Raw genomic sequence first — 18,036 nt, forward strand, 5'->3', positions numbered from 1 at the left:
ACGTTCTACAAGCGCCAGAATAAGGCCTATAAGGGTGCGCAAGCGTATTCCGTACCCACGCGAGATGGATCAGCGAACGGACCAGATCGGCCTGAACTCCGCTGAGGGAGTTGCCGCCGCCCAACCTTCCCGGCTCTGGAGTATGCAAAGCCCGGAACGGCGGGAGCGCGAGCGTCGTTCTGCGCGGCGCCATTCCACGCGCGTGCACTGGCTGAAGCGACTTCTGCCCGCCATCAGCGGACTGATCGTGCTGGGGGTCGTCGGCACGATGATGCTGCGCAACCTCCTGCCCGGGTTCGATATCGGCGCCGTCGACATCACGTCCGAAGGCATCGTCATGACCAATCCGGAGCTTTCCGGCCATGACGGTGACCGCTCCTACCGGGTGACCGCGAAGCGGGCGATCCAGAGCCTGATCAATCCAAAGATCATCAATCTGGAAGAAATCGATGCGCGGGTGAAACTGAGCCCCAAGGAATGGGTGGCGTTCACCGCGCCGCACGGCATCTATGACAGCGGTCGGGAACGGCTCAAGCTGTCGGATGGCATCAAGCTCGAATGGAGCCGCGGCTACCACGTCACGCTGAGTGGGGCGGAAGTCGACCTCAAGGACGGATCCATCCTGTCGGATGACACGATTCATGTGACATCCGATCAGGGAACCTTCAATGCCGGTCGGATCTCGGTTGCAGACAACGGCGAAAGCGTCCATTTTACGGACGGAGTAAAAATGACCCTTCACCCCGCCCGCATGAGCGACACGGCCAAAGAGGGAAAAGCCCGATGATCCGTATCCTGCCCATCGCAGGCATTCTGCTCGCTGCGGCTTTCGCACTCGTTCCACCCGCTGCCGCCCAGACCTTTTCCGACAGCTTCGCCGGTTTTGGATCCAATGACCGCGAACCGATCCAAATCGAGGCGAAGGAACTCAACGTCCAGGACAAGGACCACACGGCGCTGTTCGTCGGCGACGTGGTGGTGCGCCAGGGCGATGCCACGCTGAAGACCCAGCGCCTGAAGATCTACTATGCGGGGTCGGCGGCGGGCCAGGCGGTGCAGAGCCGGATTTCGTGCATGGAGGCGAGCGGCACGGTGCTGATCTCTTCCAAGGACCAGGCGGTGACCGGCGACCATGCCTCCTTCGACATGAACCGCGAGGTGCTGGTGCTGTCCGGCAAGGAAGTGGTGCTGTCGCAGGGCCCGAACGTGGTCGTGGGCAGTCAGCTTACCGTGAACCTGAAGACCGGCACGGTCGATCTCGAAGCCCCGCGCAAGGGACGCGTGAAAGTCCTGATCACGCCCAACAACCTTCGGGACAAGAACGCGGGTACGAACTGAATATCCGCCCATAATCTGCTCGAACCGGCGTGCAATCCGCTGCAGGACGTGCCTGTTGAATGTGCACAGCGTCTCGACAGGTTCGGACAAAGGCTTTACGAAAAGTCCTCCGGGCAGCCGCTACCGCCGGCCCCTGATCGAGACAAGAGCTCTTGAGACTTTTCCCTTTTCCGCTGCCGTTTTCCCGAAAGCGCCGTGCCGGTGCCGGGCTCGGTGATATCGGGTCCAGCGACGTCGGTTCAGGCGATCTCGGAGACGGCCGCGTGCCGGAGGCCGAAGGCGATGCGCTCATCGTCGAGAGCATCGGCAAGAGCTATCGGCGGCGGCGGATCGTCAAGGACGTCAGCCTGTCGGTTCGGCGCGGGGAAGCGGTCGGGCTGCTGGGCCCCAACGGCGCGGGCAAGACCACCGTCTTCTACATGATTACCGGCCTGATCCAGCCCGATCACGGTGCGATCCGTCTCGACGGATTCGATATCACGCGCCTGCCCATGTACAGGCGCGCGCGCCTCGGCATCGGTTACCTGCCGCAGGAAGCCTCGATCTTCCGGGGCCTGAGCGTGGAAGACAATATCCGCGCCGTGCTGGAGGTGGTGGAGCCGAACCGAAAGCGCCGGGCGGAAGAGCTCGATGCGCTGCTTGCGGAATTCGGCGTCACGCATCTGCGGAAATCCCCCTCCATCGCCCTGTCGGGCGGCGAACGGCGGCGTGTGGAAATCGCGCGGGCCCTGGCAAGCCGTCCGGCCTTCATGCTGCTCGACGAGCCCTTCGCCGGCATCGACCCGATCGCGGTCGGCGACATCCAGCAGCTCGTGCACCATCTCACCCAGCGCGGCATCGGCGTTCTGATCACCGATCACAACGTGCGCGAAACGCTGGGTCTGATCGACCGCGCCTACATCATCGCGTCCGGCAAAGTGCTCACCGAAGGACTGCCGCACGATATCGTGGACGACCCGGACGTGCGTCGACTGTATCTCGGCGAACAGTTCACGTTCTGAGATCGCGCGTCTGAGACTGCACTTCTGAGACCGGCCCTGTCCTGTCCGCATGTGCGATCGGGGCAGACCGCGGCACGGTTTCGCACCCCTTTCCTCCACATCTCCAGCGCGCAACACCGCAACCTCTCAGGATATTTGCTACCCTTGCGCCTGCTTTGCCTCCACCGTCATCCCCCTCTTATGCTTTCGACGGTTACGTCAGGGCCGTTTACACTTTGAACGAACCTCGCACGTAGTGTAAGAAAGCAAAAGTAAGAATTGAACCAGTTTACCGCAACAGAACCGCCAAGCGTCTATGGCCATCGCTCCCAGACTAGAGGTACGCCAGAGCCAGCCCCTGGTGATGACGCCGCAGCTCATGCAGGCGATCAATCTGTTGCAGCTCTCCAATCTGGATCTCGTCGCCTATGTGGACGCGGAGGTGGAGCGCAATCCGCTGCTGGAACGCGGCGAGAGCGAGGATGCACCGGGCTCTGCTCAGGATCAGGCCTCCGACCAAACCCGGGATCAGGGAGATACGGGCGGAGAGGGCAGACAGGAGGGCGCGGAAGGCTCTTCCGGTGACGGGAATAGGGGCTTGGGCGAACGGGCGGAAGGCTCGGACTGGATCGATACGCAGATCGAGCGCGAACCGGGGACGATCGCCGACAAGCTCGATACCGATTTCGAAAATGTCTATCAGGACGATTCGCAGCCCGGCCCGAGCGATCCGGGGGCGCTGGCCGGAGATCCGTGGCAACAGGGGACAAGCCGGGGGGCGACCTCCTCGGAAGGAAGGCTACAACCTGGAGAGCTTCGTCGCCGAGACATTTCGCTGTCCGATCACCTGCACGAGCAGATGGCTCTGGTGATCACCGATCAGCGGAGCGGGTCATTGCCGGGAACCTGATCGACAATCTGGACGAGGCGGGTTATCTGCGCGCCGATCTCGGCGAGATCGCCGAGCGGCTTGGAGCGGAGCCCGAGCAGGTGGAGAGCGTTCTGGGACGCCTGCAAACGCTTGAGCCCACCGGCGTCTTTGTCCGAGTGCCTGCGCCTGCAATTGCAGGAGAAGAACCACTTCGATCCCGCCATGGCAGCGCTTCTCGACAATATCGAGCTTCTCGCCAAACGCGATCTGTCCGCGTTGAAGAAGCTGTGCGGCGTGGATGACGAGGATCTGGCGGACATGATCCGCGAGATCAAGTGCTCAATCCGCGTCCCGGCAGCGCCTTCGGCGCGGGTGCTGGTTCAGCCGATGGTGCCCGACGTGATCATGCGTCCGACCGCCGACGGCGGATGGTCGATCGAACTCAACAACAACAACCTGCCCAAGGTTCTGGTCAACAAAACCTATTACGCCACCGTCCAGAAGACGGCGCGCAACAAAACCGAGAAGGCCTACCTGATCGATTGCCTGCAGACGGCGAACTGGCTGGTGAAGAGCCTCGACCAGCGCGCCAAGACCATCGTCAAGGTGGCGACCTAGATCGTGCGTCAGCATGACGCCTTCCTGACCCACGGCGTGCAGTATCTGCGCCCGCTGAACCTCAGGACCGTCGCCGATGCGATCGGCATGCACGAATCGACCGTCTTACGCGTGACCTCGAACAAGTACATGGCGGCGACGCGGGGGATATTCGAGTTCAAGTACTTCTTCACATCCGCAATCGCGTACCACCAGGGCGGGGACGCGCATTCGGCGGAAGCGGTGCGCCATCGCATCCGGCAGATGATCGATCAGGAAAGCCGGATGCGATCCTTTCCGACTACACGATCGTGAGTCTGCTCAAGCAGGCGGGCATCGATATCGCCCGGCGGACGGTGGCCAAGTATCGCGAGTCATTGCGCATCCCCTCCTCCGTACAGTGGCGGCGAGAAAAACGCGGATAAGACAGCGCGAACCCAAGGAAACGCTAGTGCGCAAAAACGCTTCGACAGTGCCAATTGACTTACCGGCATGGCCGACTTAGAAGTCCGGGCTCGTTCAATCGAGATTACCTCACGCGACAGAAGATGCGGCACAAGAAGGATGGTCGTGATATCCTTCGAACGCCGCGGCAAGCGGTCCGGGCTGACGGCACCTAAATACGGTTCGCCGCTCAAATCGACCCATACAACGTCAGAGGAACTCCATGACCTTGCAGATTTCGGGAAAGAACGTCGATGTCGGCGATTCTATGCGCACGCATGTCGAAGAGCGGATTGATGACGCCCTATCCAAATATTTCGACAGCGGATACGACGCCACGGTCACTCTCGGACGCGAAGGCTCCGGGTACCGTTCAGAATGCAAGATCCGGCTCGATACCGGCATCGTCCTGCAGGCTTCGGCTGAATCGCAGGATCCGCGTGCAAGTTTCGATCAGGCCTGCGATCGCATCGAGAAGCGGCTGCGTCGCTACAAGCGCAAACTCAAGGAGCACTACCCGAACGGCGCCGCACGCGAAGTGACGGAAGCCACGTCCTATGTGCTGGCCTCGCCGGACGAGGACGAGGAAGTCGAGGAGAACTTCCATCCCGTCGTCATCGCCGAGACGCCGTCTCGCGTGAAGACGCTGACCGTTGGCATAGCTGTCATGGACCTCGACCTCACCGAGACTCCGGTAGTAATGTTCCGGAATGCGGGTAATGGCAGCCTCAACATCGTTTATCGGCGCAAGGACGGCAATATCGGTTGGATCGCTTCCTCCCTTTCGGAGACCAAGGCTTCCTGAGCGGGCTACGATCATTTGAAGCAGGCCGCGCGAACATATGTGCGCGCGGCAAAGCCATATGAGCTGATAAAATGGATTTGAGCGACCTCATCACCGCAGACGCCATCATTCCGGCGCTCAAGGTGAACTCCAAGAAGCAGGTCATTCAGGAACTGGCGGCCAAGGCAGCCGGTATCACCGGACTGCCGGAACGCGATATCTTCGACACGCTGCTGCAGCGGGAACGGCTGGGCTCGACGGGCATCGGGCACGGCATTGCCATACCGCACGGCAAACCCGTGGCGCTCAACCGGCTCGTTGGCGTGTTCGCGCGGCTGGAACGGCCGATCGACTTCGACGCGCTGGACGATCAGCCGGTCGATCTCGTGTTCCTGCTGCTGGCCCCGGAAGGCGCCGGAGCCGACCACCTGAAGGCACTTGCCCGTATCGCGCGCCAGCTTCGCGATCCCGGCATTGCCGCCAAGCTGCGCGCCAGCATCGATGCGGCCGCAATCTATGCCCTGTTGATGACCCAGTCCAGCGCATCCAACGCCGCCTGAGGCTTTCGAAGTCGGGCCGCTTTAACCAGCAAACACTTACCGAAAAGGCCTTGATGGAATTCCCGATAGCAGCCGAGGGAGCGGCTCGCCACGGAGGATGCTTACGCGTCCGGCATCCGTCATCGAGTGCGGACACGGCATCGAGGCGGACAAAGAAAAAGCGACGTCGTCTCCGGCGTCGCTCGGCTGAATTTCAGAATTTCCGATCAACCCTGAGACGGGCGAATCAGTGCACGCTGACGGGCGTCAGTTCGTTCTCCACCGCATTGGCGAGGATCGCATCGCGGCTGTCGGAAAGCATGATGGGCGAACCGTCGGCACCCAGAAGTGCCCACAGTTTCAAGCCCCCGGCCATTTGCGGCGCCGTCGGGAAGAGGTGATTGACATCTTCCGAACGGAGCTGGCGAATATAGGCGACGTGGCCGTCTCCCAGCTGAGCGAAGGCTTCCTCATGCATTGTTTTCAGGTTATCGGTCATGAACGATCGCTCCTGGGTTATGGGCCGTTACGGTCATACGCTCCCGACCTTGCGTGATCCCTGCCGAGGCTGAGGAAACACGGGCGGACGAAGCCCCGGGCCTGCTCAATCGTGCGCGAGGATTTCGATCCGGCGCACGGTGCGTTTCGGCTCGGGACGAACCAGATCGATCGAAAGCAGTCTGTCCTTCAAGTCGGCACCCAAGATGACGATGCCTTCCGCCAATACGAACGTGCGTTGGAACTGCCTGGCGACAATGCCGCGGTGCAGGTACTGGCAGTTGTTGTCCTCGGTCTGTCGACCGCGGATGACGAGTTGATTTTCCTCGACCGTCACATCGAGCTGATCGCTGGTGAACCCGGCCACCGCAAGCGTGATCCGAAGGATCTCTCCCTGGTCCTCGCTGCGTGGGATCCGCTCAATATTGTAGGGCGGATACCCATCATTGGCGGCTTTCGATACGCTGTCCAAAACCCGTTCGATATCGTCGAAACCAAGCAACAACGGGCTCGAAAACGCCGAGAGACGCGACATTGTCAAAGTCCTTTTCCTTAAGCGACCTTGGCCTTAGCGATCTTGCTAGACCCGGACCTGAAATCGGCATCCGGTCGAACCGTGTCGGTCCGCCCTCCGTCCATGAATATGGGCAGTTTATTCTCCCTGTTCAAGAACACGCCCATTTCCTGCTCACCATCATGGTGGAGAAATTGTGTCGTCGCCCGAATGAGGTTGTAGATATCACGCCTCGGTCAGGCCAGCAGACGGTCAGTCCTTCGAGTCCGTGGAACCGACGCCACCGCCTCCGCCACTCTGCCCGGAACCGGAGTGCCCCCCTCTCTGGCCCTCGCTCGTACCGCCGCCTCGCTCGACGGGTTGAGCCTTCGCGCTGACGCCACAGGTCGTATCGACGCGATAGTCCGGCCACAATTCGGATTGTGCCGCCAGCAAGGGGAAATCGTTCTCCAGCGCGGACGCATCGCGGCGTTGAATTGCGGAAACGCCGCTTTCCACCATGACGCCGGTGCACGGTTCCGTCACCAGTTGGCAGGCGCCGCCACGCCGGCAGACCTGCGCGCTGCCGTGCAGCAGCAGGAAGGCGGTGCGCCCGTCATGATGGGTCACGTCCACGACCGTTCCCCGGATCCCAACGACGGCAACGGGGGTCGTGATCGAGATCTCGTCACGCCCGGACCGTGCCCCGGAACCAAGGAACCGCAAGGTGCCTTTCGTGATACCAAGCCTGGCGCGTACCGCGTTCCCGTTGAAGACGAACTCATCGAGCACCACGACGCTGCCGCCGCCGACCACGAAACGCGAGCCGCCGACAAAGCGGAATTGCCCCTTGCCGGAGGGCCGCGCCTGAACGCGCTCGTTGAAATGGACCTTGCTGCCAGTCGACAGGAGATGCCGGGCTTGCGCAGGTGGCTGGCCGGTAACCGTCCCGGTGATCGCATAAGCCGAACCGATCACTTCCGCCGCTGCGACCGAACCGGGGGCAAGGCCTATCAGAGCGAGGTCGAGAATGAGGTGGCGAATCAAGGCATACCGCCCTTTTCAGTTGCACCAGCTTGCTTGCACGACAGTCACTCGCGTGACAGCCATTGGCGCCGGATGAGGGACCGCACCGGCGAAATGCGAAATGAGAGTGACAGTATTCAAGCTAAACAGGGAAGGCACGACAATGCTGTGCCCTCCATCACGCAACGACAGGTTTCAGGGTATCCGACCGGGTCGGGCGATCAAGAGACCTTGATGCTCACGGCCCAGAAAAAGAAAAGCCGCGGCATGTGCCGCGACTTCTCGGGACAGGTCTGGAAGGCCTTTTGAGCGCTAGACGGCTTCCAACGCGCAGGCGATGCCCTGGCCGACGCCGATGCACATGGTGGCAAGTGCGCGCTTGGCACCGCGCTAGTTCCAGAGCGGCCGTGCCCGTGATGCGGGCGCCCGACATACCGAGCGGGTGGCCGAGCGCGATGGCGCCGCCATTGGGATTGACGAAATCGGCATCAACCGCCACGCCCAGATCCCTGAGCACCGCGATGCCCTGGGAGGCGAAGGCCTCGTTCAGCTCGATCACGTCGAGATCCGCCACCTTGAGACCGAGGCGGGTCATCAGCTTCCTGGAGGCCGGGGCCGGACCGAAGCCCATGATGCGCGGCGCCACACCGGCGGCCACCCCACCCAGAATGCGCGCGATCGGCGTCAGGCCGTATTTGTTGACGGCAACTTCCGAAGCGATGATCAGACCGGCCGCGCCGTCCATTGATACCGGAGGCATTGCCCGCGGTGACCGATCCGTTTTCCCGGAACGGGGTCGGCAACTTGCCGAGCTTTTCGACCGTGGTGCCGGGACGCGGATGCTCGTCCTTGTCGACGACGATCGGATCGCCCTTGCGTTGCGGGATGGTGACGGAGACAATTTCCTTCGCCAGACGTCCGTTTTCCTGAGCGGCGACCGTCTTTTCCTGCGAGCGCACGGCAAAAGCATCCCGATCGGCGCGGGAAACGGAGAAGTCGGCGGCGACGTTCTCGCCCGTCTCGGGCATGGAATCGACGCCGTACTGCTTCTTCAGCACCGGATTGACGAAACGCCAGCCGATCGTCGTGTCGTAGATCTCGGCATTGCGCGAAAAGGCGCTGGTCGCCTTGGGCATGACGAAGGGCACACGGGACATGGATTCCACGCCACCGGAGATCACCAGATCGGCCTCGCCGGCCTTGATCATGCGCGCAGCCGCCAGGGTTGCATCCATGCCGGAACCGCACAGCCGGTTGATGGTGGTGACGGGAACCGTCTCCGGCAAACCGGCGAGCAGCACGGCCATGCGCGCCACGTTGCGGTTGTCCTCGCCCGCCTGGTTGGCGCATCCGAGGATGACATCGTCAACGGCGCCGAAATCGAGCGAGGGGTTGTGCTCCACCAGTGCCCGCAAGGCGGCGGCAAGGTCGTCGGCACTCACCGCGCTCAACGCGCCGCCGAAGCGGCCGATCGGCATGCGGATGTAATCGACGATATAGGCTTCACTCATGATTTTCGCTTTCCTCTCACGACCAATCCTCTTCGGCCGTCCTTGTGCGCACCGCGCGCAGACGAAGCGACGCGCGGCGATTTCACTGAGACGCGTCCCGCGCCCGGCTTCATCCACTCAGAGCGGGCTCCGCCCGTTCAGGATTGCTCGCCGTGGGCTGCGGCGGTGCGGGCATTCAGGGCGCGCAGAACCGCCAGTTCCTGCTCGCTGGGTGGCGTCGTCTCGCTCACCTCGTCAGCGAACTTCACGTCCCAACCGGTCGCCTCGACGATCTCCTCGCGGATGGCGCCGGGATGGATGGAAACGACGCAGAACTCCTTCGTCTCCGGGTCCGGGCGCATGACGCACAGGTCCGTGACGATCATGTTCGGGCCCTTGGTGGTGACACCGAGCTTCTGACGGGAATCGTATCCTTCGCCGTGTCCGAGCGACGTGCGGAAGGACAGCTTGTCGACGAAGCTGCGCTTGCCCTGCTTCATGACCACGAAGATCTGACCGCAGGATGTGGCGATTTCCGGCGCACCGCCGCCGCCGGGCAAACGTACTTTCGGATTGTCGTAGTCGCCGATGACGGTGGAGTTGATGTTGCCGAACTTGTCGATCTCGGCCCCGCCAAGGAAGCCGACGGAAATCCGCCCGCCCTGCAGCCAGTAACGGAACATTTCCGGGACGGCGACGATGATCAGTGCGGTTTCGCACAGCTCACCGTCGCCGATGGACAAAGGCAGGACTTCCGGCTTCGTGCCGATGGTGCCCGATTCATAAATCAGGGTGATATCGGGGGCATGGGTGAGACGGGCCAGGTTGCAAGCCGCCGACGGCATACCGATGCCGACGAAGCAGACGTCGTCGTTGGAAAGTGCGCGGGCCGCGGCGATCGTCATCATTTCCGTGGAAGTGTAATCCATCATCGCCTCCCTCAAGCCGTCTTACCGGCAAAAGCCGCGTAGGCCTCGGGACCCTTTTCCAGAACGTTTTCCCGCATCCAGGCCGTGAAGGCCTCGCGGTCGCGGGCGATCGGATCCCACTTCTTGTAGAAGGCGTTGTCGCGCGGATAGCAGCCCTGGACGTAGGAGGGATGCGCGCCGCCGGGAACCTCCACCACGGCGGAGACGATCCAGGACGGCAGAACGCAGGAATTCGGCGAGGGCGCGGCGAGATCGTCGACGATCTCTTCCACCGTGACGATGGAGCGCCTGGCGGCCAGCACCGCCTCCTTCTGGACGCCGACAATACCTTCGATCAGCACGTTGCCCTGCCGATCGGCCCGGTTGGCGTGGATGATCGCCACGTCGGGGCGAATGGAGGGCACGGCGGCCAGCACCTCACCGGTGAAGGGGCAGGTGATCGACTTGATATTCGGATTGACCTTCGCAAGGTCGGTGCCGCGGTAACCGCGGAAGATGGAGCAGGGCAGCCCGGCCGCGCCCGCCTCGTAGGCGTTCGCCATGACCGCATGGCTGTGCTCTTCCAGAACGATCGGCTTCGACCATTGCTTCTCCACCGCATCGCGCAGCCGATGGAGGGAGCCGACGCCCGGATTGCCGCCCCAGGAGAAGACCATCTTGTCGACACAGCCCATGCCGATGAGCTGGTCGTAGAGAATGTCCGGGGTCATGCGAACGGTCGTCAGTCCCGTGCACTTCTGACGGATCACCTCGTGGCCGGCCGCATAGGGGATCAGGTGGGTGAAGCCTTCCATCGCCACCGTATCGCCATCGCGCACCAGCTCAGCGACGGCATCCTTCAATGTCATGATACTAGCCATTTTACCCGTCCGTTTCTCCCTGGGTCATGCCAGCGCGACACGGCCAGAGGCCGCCTTGCGCTGCTCTTGTTCATTCCCCGCTCCTCCCGGCGTCTCTTACTGAACCGGCCGGGCCAACGGTCGCAGGACGCTCTGTCAGTTTGCTTGATACATAATAAGACAAATAAATAGAGCCGCAGCGTTACATAACGTCATTCAGGGTTCAAAAGCGGCCTTTCCATAGCGAAACAGAGCGATCGAACCGGTTGCATTTGTTCGAAAAACGAACTAGAATCCGCATAGTATTACTAATTGCGTCCAATCCGCACCCCTGTCAAGATCGACAATACCATCGACGAAGAGAGAAGAAATGACGCAACCGGAGACCGCCCTCGCCGAGCGCGACGACATCACCCGTGGGCGGGAGTTCGTCGGCTCGCAGGAACGTGGGTTGAAGGTGATGCAGGCCCTGGGCGATGCGCCCGCCGGGCTCACGCTGACCGACGTGGCTGGTCACGTCGATCTCACGCGGGCGACCGCACGGCGCTTTCTGCTCACCCTGGTGGAACTGGGGTATGTGCGCCAGGACCGACGGCTTTTCATCCGTGAAATAGGCTAAAAGTCGATATTGACTGGCCGCTCTTCGGTATGACATTGCGGAATCGTATGGTATCGGATATCCAATCTGGGAGGGCCCGTCTATCAAGAGGTCTCGACAAGGACAAAGACGCTTTCGCAGTGCATGTGAGAATAGTCAGGAAGGATACGCATTTCCCCGCACCCAACGGAAGGGCCCCAATGGTCATGCCACCTCGACAAGCCGCCTCTACGCGAGACAGACTGTTGCTTTCAACCTGTCGGATCTTTGCTGCAAAAGGCTTCGCGATACTATCGTCGCCGATATCTGTGAAGCGGCACAGGTCAACATCGCTTCGGTGAACTATCATTTCGGTAACAAGTAGAGCTTGTACCGGCAGGTTTTCCAGCGCCAGATCGATCTCTACGAGCCCCCGCATCCTCCTGATAACGGGGCGAGTACCGACGGAGAGAAGGTTCTCAAGGCCTCATCGTCGACCGTCTGGAGTGGCTGGTGCAAGATAACTCGCCGGAGCGCCTGATCCGCGCGGAAAGGGTTCAGCCAACTGGTCTGGTGGACGACTTGCGCTCCGCCGGACTGGAAAAGTCCCAGACCCATTTCCTTGAAGCGGTCCGAATGGTCTCCGGCGCCAACGTTCTGTCGGAAGCCACGGTCAGGCTTTGCGTGACGAGCACCCTCAGCCAGTGTCGCGCGCTGATGGCACTCAGCCAGCTTGGGTTCTACGCCACGGCGACGACGCATCCCACGGATGCGGAAATCGCGAGCTTCGCCGACCACGTGACGGTTTTCTCCGTTGCCGGCATCAAGGCTCTGTGCGCACGCAAAAAGCAGGCCTCACCCGGGATCAGCGTGCAGCAATCCACGCCCCAACTGAGCGAACCGCTTCCTCAACATTCGTGACGCAAGTTCCGCCGGAAGACGGCGGGCGTGCGACCATCACGACGGAGAGGCCCAGCTTGCGGGCGGCTTCGATCTTCGCATAGCCGGCGAGGTCGCCGCTGTTCTTTGCCACGAGATGCGTGATCGCATGTCGGCGAAAGAGAGCGGCCTCGGCTGCCGCATCCGCTTCCGACCGTGAGAGCAGGACTTCGCCGGGCGGCAAGATCGCGCCCGCTTCCGGCGGCTCGATCATTCGCATCACGAAACTCACATCGCGACGCGCGGCGAAAACGCCGACCTCCTTGCGTCCGATGCAGAGAAAGACGCGCGCGCCTTCCGGCAGCATCGCCGCTGCATCCGTCAGCATGGCGACGTCATGCCAGACATCGCCCTCAGACATCTGCCAGAGCGGGCGTTCCAGCCGCACATACGGAATGCCGCGGTTGCCTTGCAGGCGGCAACTGCATTTGAGTTGATGCGCGCGGCAAAGGGATGGGTGGCATCAATGATCCCGTCGACACCCGTCTTGCGCAGATAGTCGGTAAGTCCCTCGATACCACCGAAACCGCCGCTACGGGTCTCCACGTCGAGCGACAGGGGCCGCGCGGTCACGCCGGCAAGCGAGGCGATCGTGCGGATGCACTCATCTTGCGACAGTCGGCCCGCCAGGTCCCGGGTTTCGGCCGTTCCGGCAAGGAGGAGGAGCGTGAAAGGTCTACTCACCGGCCCTCCCGACGATTGTTCCTTCGCGATCGACCACGACCGTATCGGCGCGATGGAGGCGCTCCCAAGCGTTGCCCGCACCGTTTCTAGTGCCTTTGCGGCGATCAGATCACCCAACGCGAAATCCAGGCGGGCAGCGGCGTCGAAGACCTGCTTGGCCGTGTTGGCGCCTTGCGTCTCTTCCAACAGAGCGGCCGGAGCCCCGACCTTCGCCATCGTATCGACCAGCCAGGCGAAATCGACGCTTCCGCGCTTTGAATGAAGATCCAGCAGCCCTTGCGCGAGTTTCACCATCTTGCCGGGTCCGCCGCCGATGGTCAGGCGCGCCACGGGATGCTGGCGCACATACTTGATCACGCCGCCCGCGAAATCGCCCATGTCGAGCATCGCGGTTTCCGAAAGCCCGTGAAGCGCGCGCACCGCAGCTTCCGACGTCGACCCCGTGCATCCGGCGAGATGATTGAGTCCGCTTGCGCGCGCGACATCAACGCCGCGGAGGATGGAGGCGATCCAGATCGCACAGAAGAAGGACGAACGATACCGGTTGTGCCCAGAACCGACAGATCGCCGAGGATGCCGAGGCGCGGATTGGCCGTCTTTTGCGCAAACCGCGCACCGTCGGCAATGGAGATTTCGATTTCGACGTCGCCGCTGCCGCCCAGCAAATCGGCGACCTCGGCGATGGCCGCTTTCATCATCTTGCGCGGTACGGGGTTGATCGCAGGTTCTCCCGGCTCGATCGGTAGGCCCGGTAGGGTGACCGTACCGACGCCCTCACCTGCCACGAAGCAGACGCCTGCGCCCGGCGACAGTTCGTGCACCCGCACGCCAACGAGCACCCCGTGGGTTACGTCCGGATCATCGCCCGCATCCTTGACGATCGTCGCATAGCACCACCCGGCCCCGCGCTCGTGCCGGGCAAGCGCAAAGCTCGGCTTCTCTCCTCTGAGCAGCAAAATTTCGGCCGGATCGGGGAAGTCTCCGCACAGAAGCGCGTGATATGCCGCCTTGGCCCCGGCGGTGGCGCAGGCCCCCGTCGTCCAGCCGCACCTCAACGGGCGCGATGCCGCTTTCTTCGTCCGATCGATCATGACGGCGGAGTATAGGTGCACCGGTCTTACAAGACGAGCATGCGTTTGCCGCTGCAAAACCGGGCAAGCCGCCTTGCACCTTTATCGCAAGCCGCTAAAACCGGAGATCATGGTGTATCCGCTCGATCCAAGCGCCGAGCCTGAGCGCTCCGGCTTTCTTCCGAAATTCGAACCCGGTTGGGTCTGGCTGGCCGGTGCGGGGCCGGGCGACCCTGGTCTCGTCACGCTGCACACGCTGAACGGGCTGCGTCAGGCGGATGTCGTCGTCTATGACGCGCTTGTCGACAAGGGCATTCTGGACTGGATGCGTCCGGGTGTGGAAGCCGTCTATGCGGGCAAGAGGGGCGGAAAGCCGTCGCCGAAACAGCGCGATATCTCGCTGCGACTGATAGAGATGGCGCGCGAGGGCAAACGGGTGCTGCGTCTCAAGGGTGGCGATCCCTTCGTTTTCGGGCGAGGCGGAGAAGAAGCTCTGTCTCTCGTGGAAGCGGGCGTGCCGTTCCGCGTCATTCCCGGCGTCACGGCGGGGATCGGCGGGTTTGCCTATGCGGGGATCCCGCTCACCCATCGCGACGTCAACCAGGCCGTCACCTGCTGACAGGCCACGATCAGAACGGCCTGACGCCGGATGCCTTCGACTGGCAGCCATCGCGAAAGGCGCGCCGGTCATCGTCATGTACATGGCCATGAAGCATCTGGAGACGATCTGTTCCAAGCTAATCGAGGGCGGACGCAAAGCCGACGAGCCGGTGGCCATCGTGACCCGCGCATCGCTCGACGGTCAGCGTGTCGTGGAGACGACACTGGTGCGCGCGGCAACGGATGCTAGCGACGCGGGGCTTGAGCCGCCGGCAGTCGTCTGTGTCGGCGATATGGTGAGATTGCACGCGGGCCTCGACTGGCTCGGCGCCTTGCAGGGACGAGAACTCGTCTGCGATCCTCTCGGGCACGGGAAAGACGCCTCCGGGATATCGCCGGCCGAGCGGTCGAAGGCCGGATGACGGCCGCGTCGGGCCTCGTTTTTACCGCCCCGCAATCAGGCTCGGGCAAGACGGTCGTGACCCTCGCTTTGCTGAGAGCTTTTGCGCGAGGCGGCCGCTCTGTCGCCTCGGCCAAGGTCGGGCCCGACTATATCGATCCGAAATTCCATGAAGCAGCAAGCGGCGTGGCTTGCGTCAATCTCGATCCTTGGGCGATGCGTAGCCCCTTTTACGCGCTCTTGTCGACGAACAGGCAAGGGAACACGAGCTGCTGCTCGTGGAAGGAGTGATGGGCCTTTATGATGCGGCGACGGACGGCAGAGGGTCGACGGCGGAACTGGCCGAACTTCTTGATCTTCCCATTGTCCTCATCGTCGATGCGGCCCGACAGGCGCAGTCGGTGGCCGCATTGGTGCGCGGTTTTCGCGACCACGGCCCGGCCAGGATCTGCGGCGTTATTCTCAACCAAATCGGCAACCCGCGCCACGCTCAGATGATCGAAGAGGCGCTGGGTGAGATCGTGATGCCGGTCATCGACGCCCTGCCCCGGGTGCCGGAACTTGTTTTGCCCGAACGCCACCTCGGGCTCGTTCAGGCAGGCGAATATGCCGATCTTACAGCCTTTCTCGACAAGGCTGCGGATACGGTGGAGGCAAATGTCGACCTCGATGCACTGGCCGCGATCGCCTGCCCGCTTCGCCGCGTCTCCAGCGACACGCCCCCCACGCGACTGGCCCCGCTCGGCCAGCATATCGCCATTGCGCGGGATGAAGCCTTCCCCTTCGCCTATCCCCACATCCTGCAGGGTTGGCGCAATCGGGGGGCGGAGATTTCCTTTTTCTCGCCACTTGCCGATGAAGGCCCCGGTCCCGATTGCGACGCCGTCTATCTGCCGGGCGGCTATCCCGAGCTTCATGCCGGAACGCTTGCCCATGCGAACCGCTTTCGCTCCGATCTCCGTGCTGCGGCGGCCCGCAAGGCGCTCGTCTATGGCGAATACGGCGGCTACATGGTTCTGGGCGAGACGCGTTGCGATGCCGAAGGCACGGTTCATCGCATGGCCGGGCTATTGCCGCTGGAAACGAGTTTCCGGTCTCCCCGGCTTCACCTGGGCTACCGCAGATTGACGCCGCGTGGACCTCTTCCCTGGGCCCAAGAACTGACCGCGCATGAATTCCATTATGCGAGCACTGAACGCGCCGATCAGACCCGCCTCTCTTCGAGGCGGTCGATGCCCAGGGAACCCAACGCGGGGCCATGGGGTTGATGAAGGAGACCGTCATGGATTCCTTCGCCCATGTCATAGACCAGACCTGATCCGCACCGGTTCCCATCGCCGCACATCCAAATCCCGAAAATTCGTTCCTCGTGACCGTGAATGCCACGTTCATCCGTTATTCAAACGGAACATTCAATCATACGAGTTACACACACCGGAGTTGAACACATGCAGAAATTCAAGATCCTTCTGGGCGCCACCGTTATCGGACTGAGCGCCGCCGTCGCAGCCGGCCCCGTTCTTGCTGCTTCGCCGCCCCCGGCCCAGAGCCAGACTCAGAACAAGGGCGAAGGCCCGGCAGTCCACGTCCAGAAAAAGAAGCCGGTACAGAAGTCGTCGACGAATCAGAAGAGCAAGCCCAAGGAACAGAAAAGCCAGCATCAGAACGACAAGCAGAAGAACGCGACGAAAAAGAAACCTGCCCCGAAATCCTGATTGCCAATCCGACCGCGGCCGTCTTCGAGATCGTTGATGCACACGGACCACAACGCGTGGTCCCGGGTTCGATCAGAGAGGCCGACAAGGCCTCCTTCGCCCAAAGCATCGACATGATCTGAACCGCACCGGTTCGAATCGCCGCATATCCACGCCCGGAACCCCGTTGCTCTTGACCGGGGACGCTACGTTCCCCTGTTATTCAAACGGATCTTTCAATCTTACGGGCCAGACACGCCGGAGTTGAACACATGCAGAAATTCAAGATCCTCCTGAGCGCCGTCATTATCGGCCTGAGCGCCGCCGTTGCAGCCAACCCCGTGCTTGCCGCTTCGCAGAACCGAAACCCGGGCGAAGGCCCGGAGCTCCAGTCGCAGAAGAAGAAACTGCCGCAAAAGGCGCCCAGTAGCCACAAGAGCAAGCCCAAGGCACCGAGCAGCCATCACCAGAAGCCTGCGAAAAAGAAGCCCAGCCATCAGTCCTGGATGGAGCATGGCGGGCACATGCCGAAGGCCTATCGCGGCAAGCCGGTTGACTATCATCGCCATCACCTGAAGAAGCCGCCGGAGGGTTATCACTGGGTGCGGCACGGCGATAAGTAAGTGCTCGTGGCGATCACGACTAGCATCATTTCCACCATCATCAACGCCACGCGGTAAATCCTTCCGCAGCTGCGCTTTTTCTTTGGCACCAAACTACCCCTACGTCATTTTGTCTTCCGTCTTCCCCGTTCCTCCTCTAACCTTTGCGGGCTCATTGCCATCTCAACCTGGCGTCCACAACCGGAGGAGCCCCCACCTTGACGACAGACCGCTGCAAGGTCCTTCTGATCCAGCCGCGTTACTCGGTCGGATCGTTCTGGAACTATCAAGGCACGTGCGAAATGGTGGGAGCGAAATATCCCGCACCGCCGCTCGGCCTGATCACGGTTGCCGCCATGCTTCCGGCAAGCTGGGACATCCGGCTGATCGACTACAATACGCAAGATCTCAGTGACGAAGACATCTCCGCCGCCGATCTGGTGATGAGCGGCGGCATGCTGCCGCAACAACCCTCCACGCTGGCCATCATCGAAAGCTACAAGGCGTTGGGTGTGCCGGTTGCCATCGGCGGACTGGACGTCACGACCAGTCCGGAGATCTAAGAGCATGCCGATTTCCGGGTTACCGGAGAGGCGGAAGGCGTCATCGACGAGTTCGTGGCCGTGGGGGGGGGGGGGGGGG

General features: G+C 62.0%; 19 protein-coding genes and 4 pseudogenes. 14 read left to right on the plus strand and 9 right to left on the minus strand.

From position 1 onward, the window contains the following. The first annotated feature begins 64 nt into the window (after nt 1-64). From lptC to ptsN, 6 genes and pseudogenes are all read left to right on the plus strand, one after another. The gene (gene lptC / locus QNJ43_RS08980; RefSeq protein WP_300469241.1) at nt 65-787 is read left to right on the plus strand and encodes an LPS export ABC transporter periplasmic protein LptC; all 723 of its coding nucleotides are present in this window, start codon (nt 65-67) and stop codon (nt 785-787) included. Further along, a complete protein-coding gene (locus tag QNJ43_RS08985; protein ID WP_300469243.1) occupies nt 784-1,338 on the plus strand; it encodes an LptA/OstA family protein in 555 nt (184 codons plus the stop codon). Before lptC ends, QNJ43_RS08985 begins: the two co-directional genes overlap by 4 nt. Before the next feature lie 263 nt (nt 1,339-1,601). Beyond that, a complete protein-coding gene (gene lptB, locus QNJ43_RS08990; protein WP_300469283.1) occupies nt 1,602-2,339 on the plus strand; it encodes an LPS export ABC transporter ATP-binding protein in 738 nt (245 codons plus the stop codon). A 295-nt stretch (nt 2,340-2,634) separates the two neighbouring features. Then, a pseudogene (gene rpoN / locus QNJ43_RS08995) lies at nt 2,635-4,211 on the plus strand (RNA polymerase factor sigma-54). A 242-nt stretch (nt 4,212-4,453) separates the two neighbouring features. After that, nucleotides 4,454-5,035, plus strand: a complete 582-nt coding sequence (raiA, locus tag QNJ43_RS09000; protein WP_300469246.1) for a ribosome-associated translation inhibitor RaiA — start codon at nt 4,454-4,456, stop codon at nt 5,033-5,035. A gap of 71 nt (nt 5,036-5,106) precedes the next feature. Beyond that, on the plus strand, nt 5,107-5,574 hold the full coding sequence (gene ptsN, locus QNJ43_RS09005) for a PTS IIA-like nitrogen regulatory protein PtsN (RefSeq protein ID WP_300469248.1): 468 nt from the start codon (nt 5,107-5,109) through the stop codon (nt 5,572-5,574). Between the two features lie 226 nt (nt 5,575-5,800). On the opposite strand, the gene QNJ43_RS09010 is transcribed toward ptsN, so the two are convergent. From QNJ43_RS09010 to QNJ43_RS09035, 6 genes and pseudogenes are all read right to left on the minus strand, one after another. Next, nucleotides 5,801-6,052, minus strand: coding sequence for a DUF1150 domain-containing protein (locus QNJ43_RS09010; RefSeq protein WP_300469250.1), 252 nt, complete (start codon nt 6,050-6,052; stop codon nt 5,801-5,803). A gap of 105 nt (nt 6,053-6,157) precedes the next feature. Then, nucleotides 6,158-6,586, minus strand: coding sequence for an Hsp20 family protein (locus QNJ43_RS09015; RefSeq protein WP_300469252.1), 429 nt, complete (start codon nt 6,584-6,586; stop codon nt 6,158-6,160). A gap of 231 nt (nt 6,587-6,817) precedes the next feature. Further along, nucleotides 6,818-7,591, minus strand: coding sequence for a FecR domain-containing protein (locus tag QNJ43_RS09020; protein ID WP_300469254.1), 774 nt, complete (start codon nt 7,589-7,591; stop codon nt 6,818-6,820). Between the two features lie 291 nt (nt 7,592-7,882). Beyond that, a pseudogene (pcaF, locus tag QNJ43_RS09025) lies at nt 7,883-9,081 on the minus strand (3-oxoadipyl-CoA thiolase). 137 nt (nt 9,082-9,218) lie between these two features. Beyond that, nucleotides 9,219-9,992 (minus strand): CoA-transferase subunit beta, encoded by a 774-nt coding sequence (locus QNJ43_RS09030; protein WP_300469256.1) that lies wholly within the window; start codon nt 9,990-9,992, stop codon nt 9,219-9,221. An 8-nt stretch (nt 9,993-10,000) separates the two neighbouring features. Continuing rightward, entirely contained in the window at nt 10,001-10,849 is an 849-nt protein-coding gene (locus QNJ43_RS09035; RefSeq protein ID WP_300469258.1) for a CoA transferase subunit A, read from the minus strand. Between the two features lie 349 nt (nt 10,850-11,198). On the opposite strand from QNJ43_RS09035, the gene QNJ43_RS09040 reads away from it, so the two are divergent. Together QNJ43_RS09040 and QNJ43_RS09045 are read left to right on the plus strand one after the other, a co-directional pair. Continuing rightward, nucleotides 11,199-11,447: a helix-turn-helix domain-containing protein gene (locus QNJ43_RS09040; RefSeq protein ID WP_300469260.1), complete on the plus strand. Its 249-nt coding sequence runs from the start codon at nt 11,199-11,201 to the stop codon at nt 11,445-11,447. Between the two features lie 471 nt (nt 11,448-11,918). After that, complete coding sequence (locus QNJ43_RS09045) at nt 11,919-12,326, plus strand: CerR family C-terminal domain-containing protein (protein WP_300469262.1); 408 nt, start codon at nt 11,919-11,921, stop codon at nt 12,324-12,326. Here QNJ43_RS09045 and QNJ43_RS09050 read toward each other — a convergent pair. The 3 genes and pseudogenes from QNJ43_RS09050 to QNJ43_RS09060 all read right to left on the minus strand — a co-directional run bounded on the left by QNJ43_RS09050 (nt 12,271) and on the right by QNJ43_RS09060 (nt 14,119). Continuing rightward, a complete protein-coding gene (locus tag QNJ43_RS09050; protein ID WP_300469265.1) occupies nt 12,271-12,705 on the minus strand; it encodes a precorrin-6A/cobalt-precorrin-6A reductase in 435 nt (144 codons plus the stop codon). The two genes, QNJ43_RS09045 and QNJ43_RS09050, sit on opposite strands and share 56 nt — an antisense overlap. Next, the gene (locus QNJ43_RS09055) at nt 12,666-13,028 is read right to left on the minus strand and encodes a precorrin-6A/cobalt-precorrin-6A reductase (RefSeq protein WP_300469267.1); all 363 of its coding nucleotides are present in this window, start codon (nt 13,026-13,028) and stop codon (nt 12,666-12,668) included. The genes QNJ43_RS09050 and QNJ43_RS09055 overlap by 40 nt, the downstream gene beginning before the upstream one ends. Next, nucleotides 13,021-14,119 (minus strand): annotated as a pseudogene (locus tag QNJ43_RS09060) (cobalt-precorrin-5B (C(1))-methyltransferase). Before QNJ43_RS09060 ends, QNJ43_RS09055 begins: the two are co-directional and overlap by 8 nt. Nucleotides 14,120-14,228: 109 nt before the next feature. On the opposite strand from QNJ43_RS09060, the pseudogene cobA reads away from it, so the two are divergent. From cobA to QNJ43_RS09090, 6 genes and pseudogenes are all read left to right on the plus strand, one after another. After that, nucleotides 14,229-15,120: pseudogene (gene cobA / locus QNJ43_RS09065) on the plus strand (uroporphyrinogen-III C-methyltransferase). After that, nucleotides 15,117-15,389, plus strand: a complete 273-nt coding sequence (locus QNJ43_RS09070; protein ID WP_300469271.1) for a hypothetical protein — start codon at nt 15,117-15,119, stop codon at nt 15,387-15,389. The pseudogene cobA and the gene QNJ43_RS09070 overlap by 4 nt, the downstream one beginning before the upstream one ends. After that, nucleotides 15,377-16,366 (plus strand): cobyrinate a,c-diamide synthase, encoded by a 990-nt coding sequence (locus tag QNJ43_RS09075; RefSeq protein WP_300469273.1) that lies wholly within the window; start codon nt 15,377-15,379, stop codon nt 16,364-16,366. Before QNJ43_RS09070 ends, QNJ43_RS09075 begins: the two co-directional genes overlap by 13 nt. Before the next feature lie 180 nt (nt 16,367-16,546). Then, on the plus strand, nt 16,547-16,813 hold the full coding sequence (locus QNJ43_RS09080; RefSeq protein WP_300469275.1) for a hypothetical protein: 267 nt from the start codon (nt 16,547-16,549) through the stop codon (nt 16,811-16,813). A 251-nt stretch (nt 16,814-17,064) separates the two neighbouring features. Further along, the gene (locus QNJ43_RS09085; RefSeq protein WP_300469277.1) at nt 17,065-17,415 is read left to right on the plus strand and encodes an RcnB family protein; all 351 of its coding nucleotides are present in this window, start codon (nt 17,065-17,067) and stop codon (nt 17,413-17,415) included. Nucleotides 17,416-17,612: 197 nt separating this feature from the next. Further along, nucleotides 17,613-17,957 (plus strand): cobalamin B12-binding domain-containing protein, encoded by a 345-nt coding sequence (locus tag QNJ43_RS09090; protein WP_300469279.1) that lies wholly within the window; start codon nt 17,613-17,615, stop codon nt 17,955-17,957. The last annotated feature ends 79 nt before the right edge of the window (nt 17,958-18,036 follow it).

This window comes from Breoghania sp. (assembly GCF_030066895.1).
Classification (GTDB): Bacteria; Pseudomonadota; Alphaproteobacteria; order Rhizobiales; family Stappiaceae; genus Breoghania.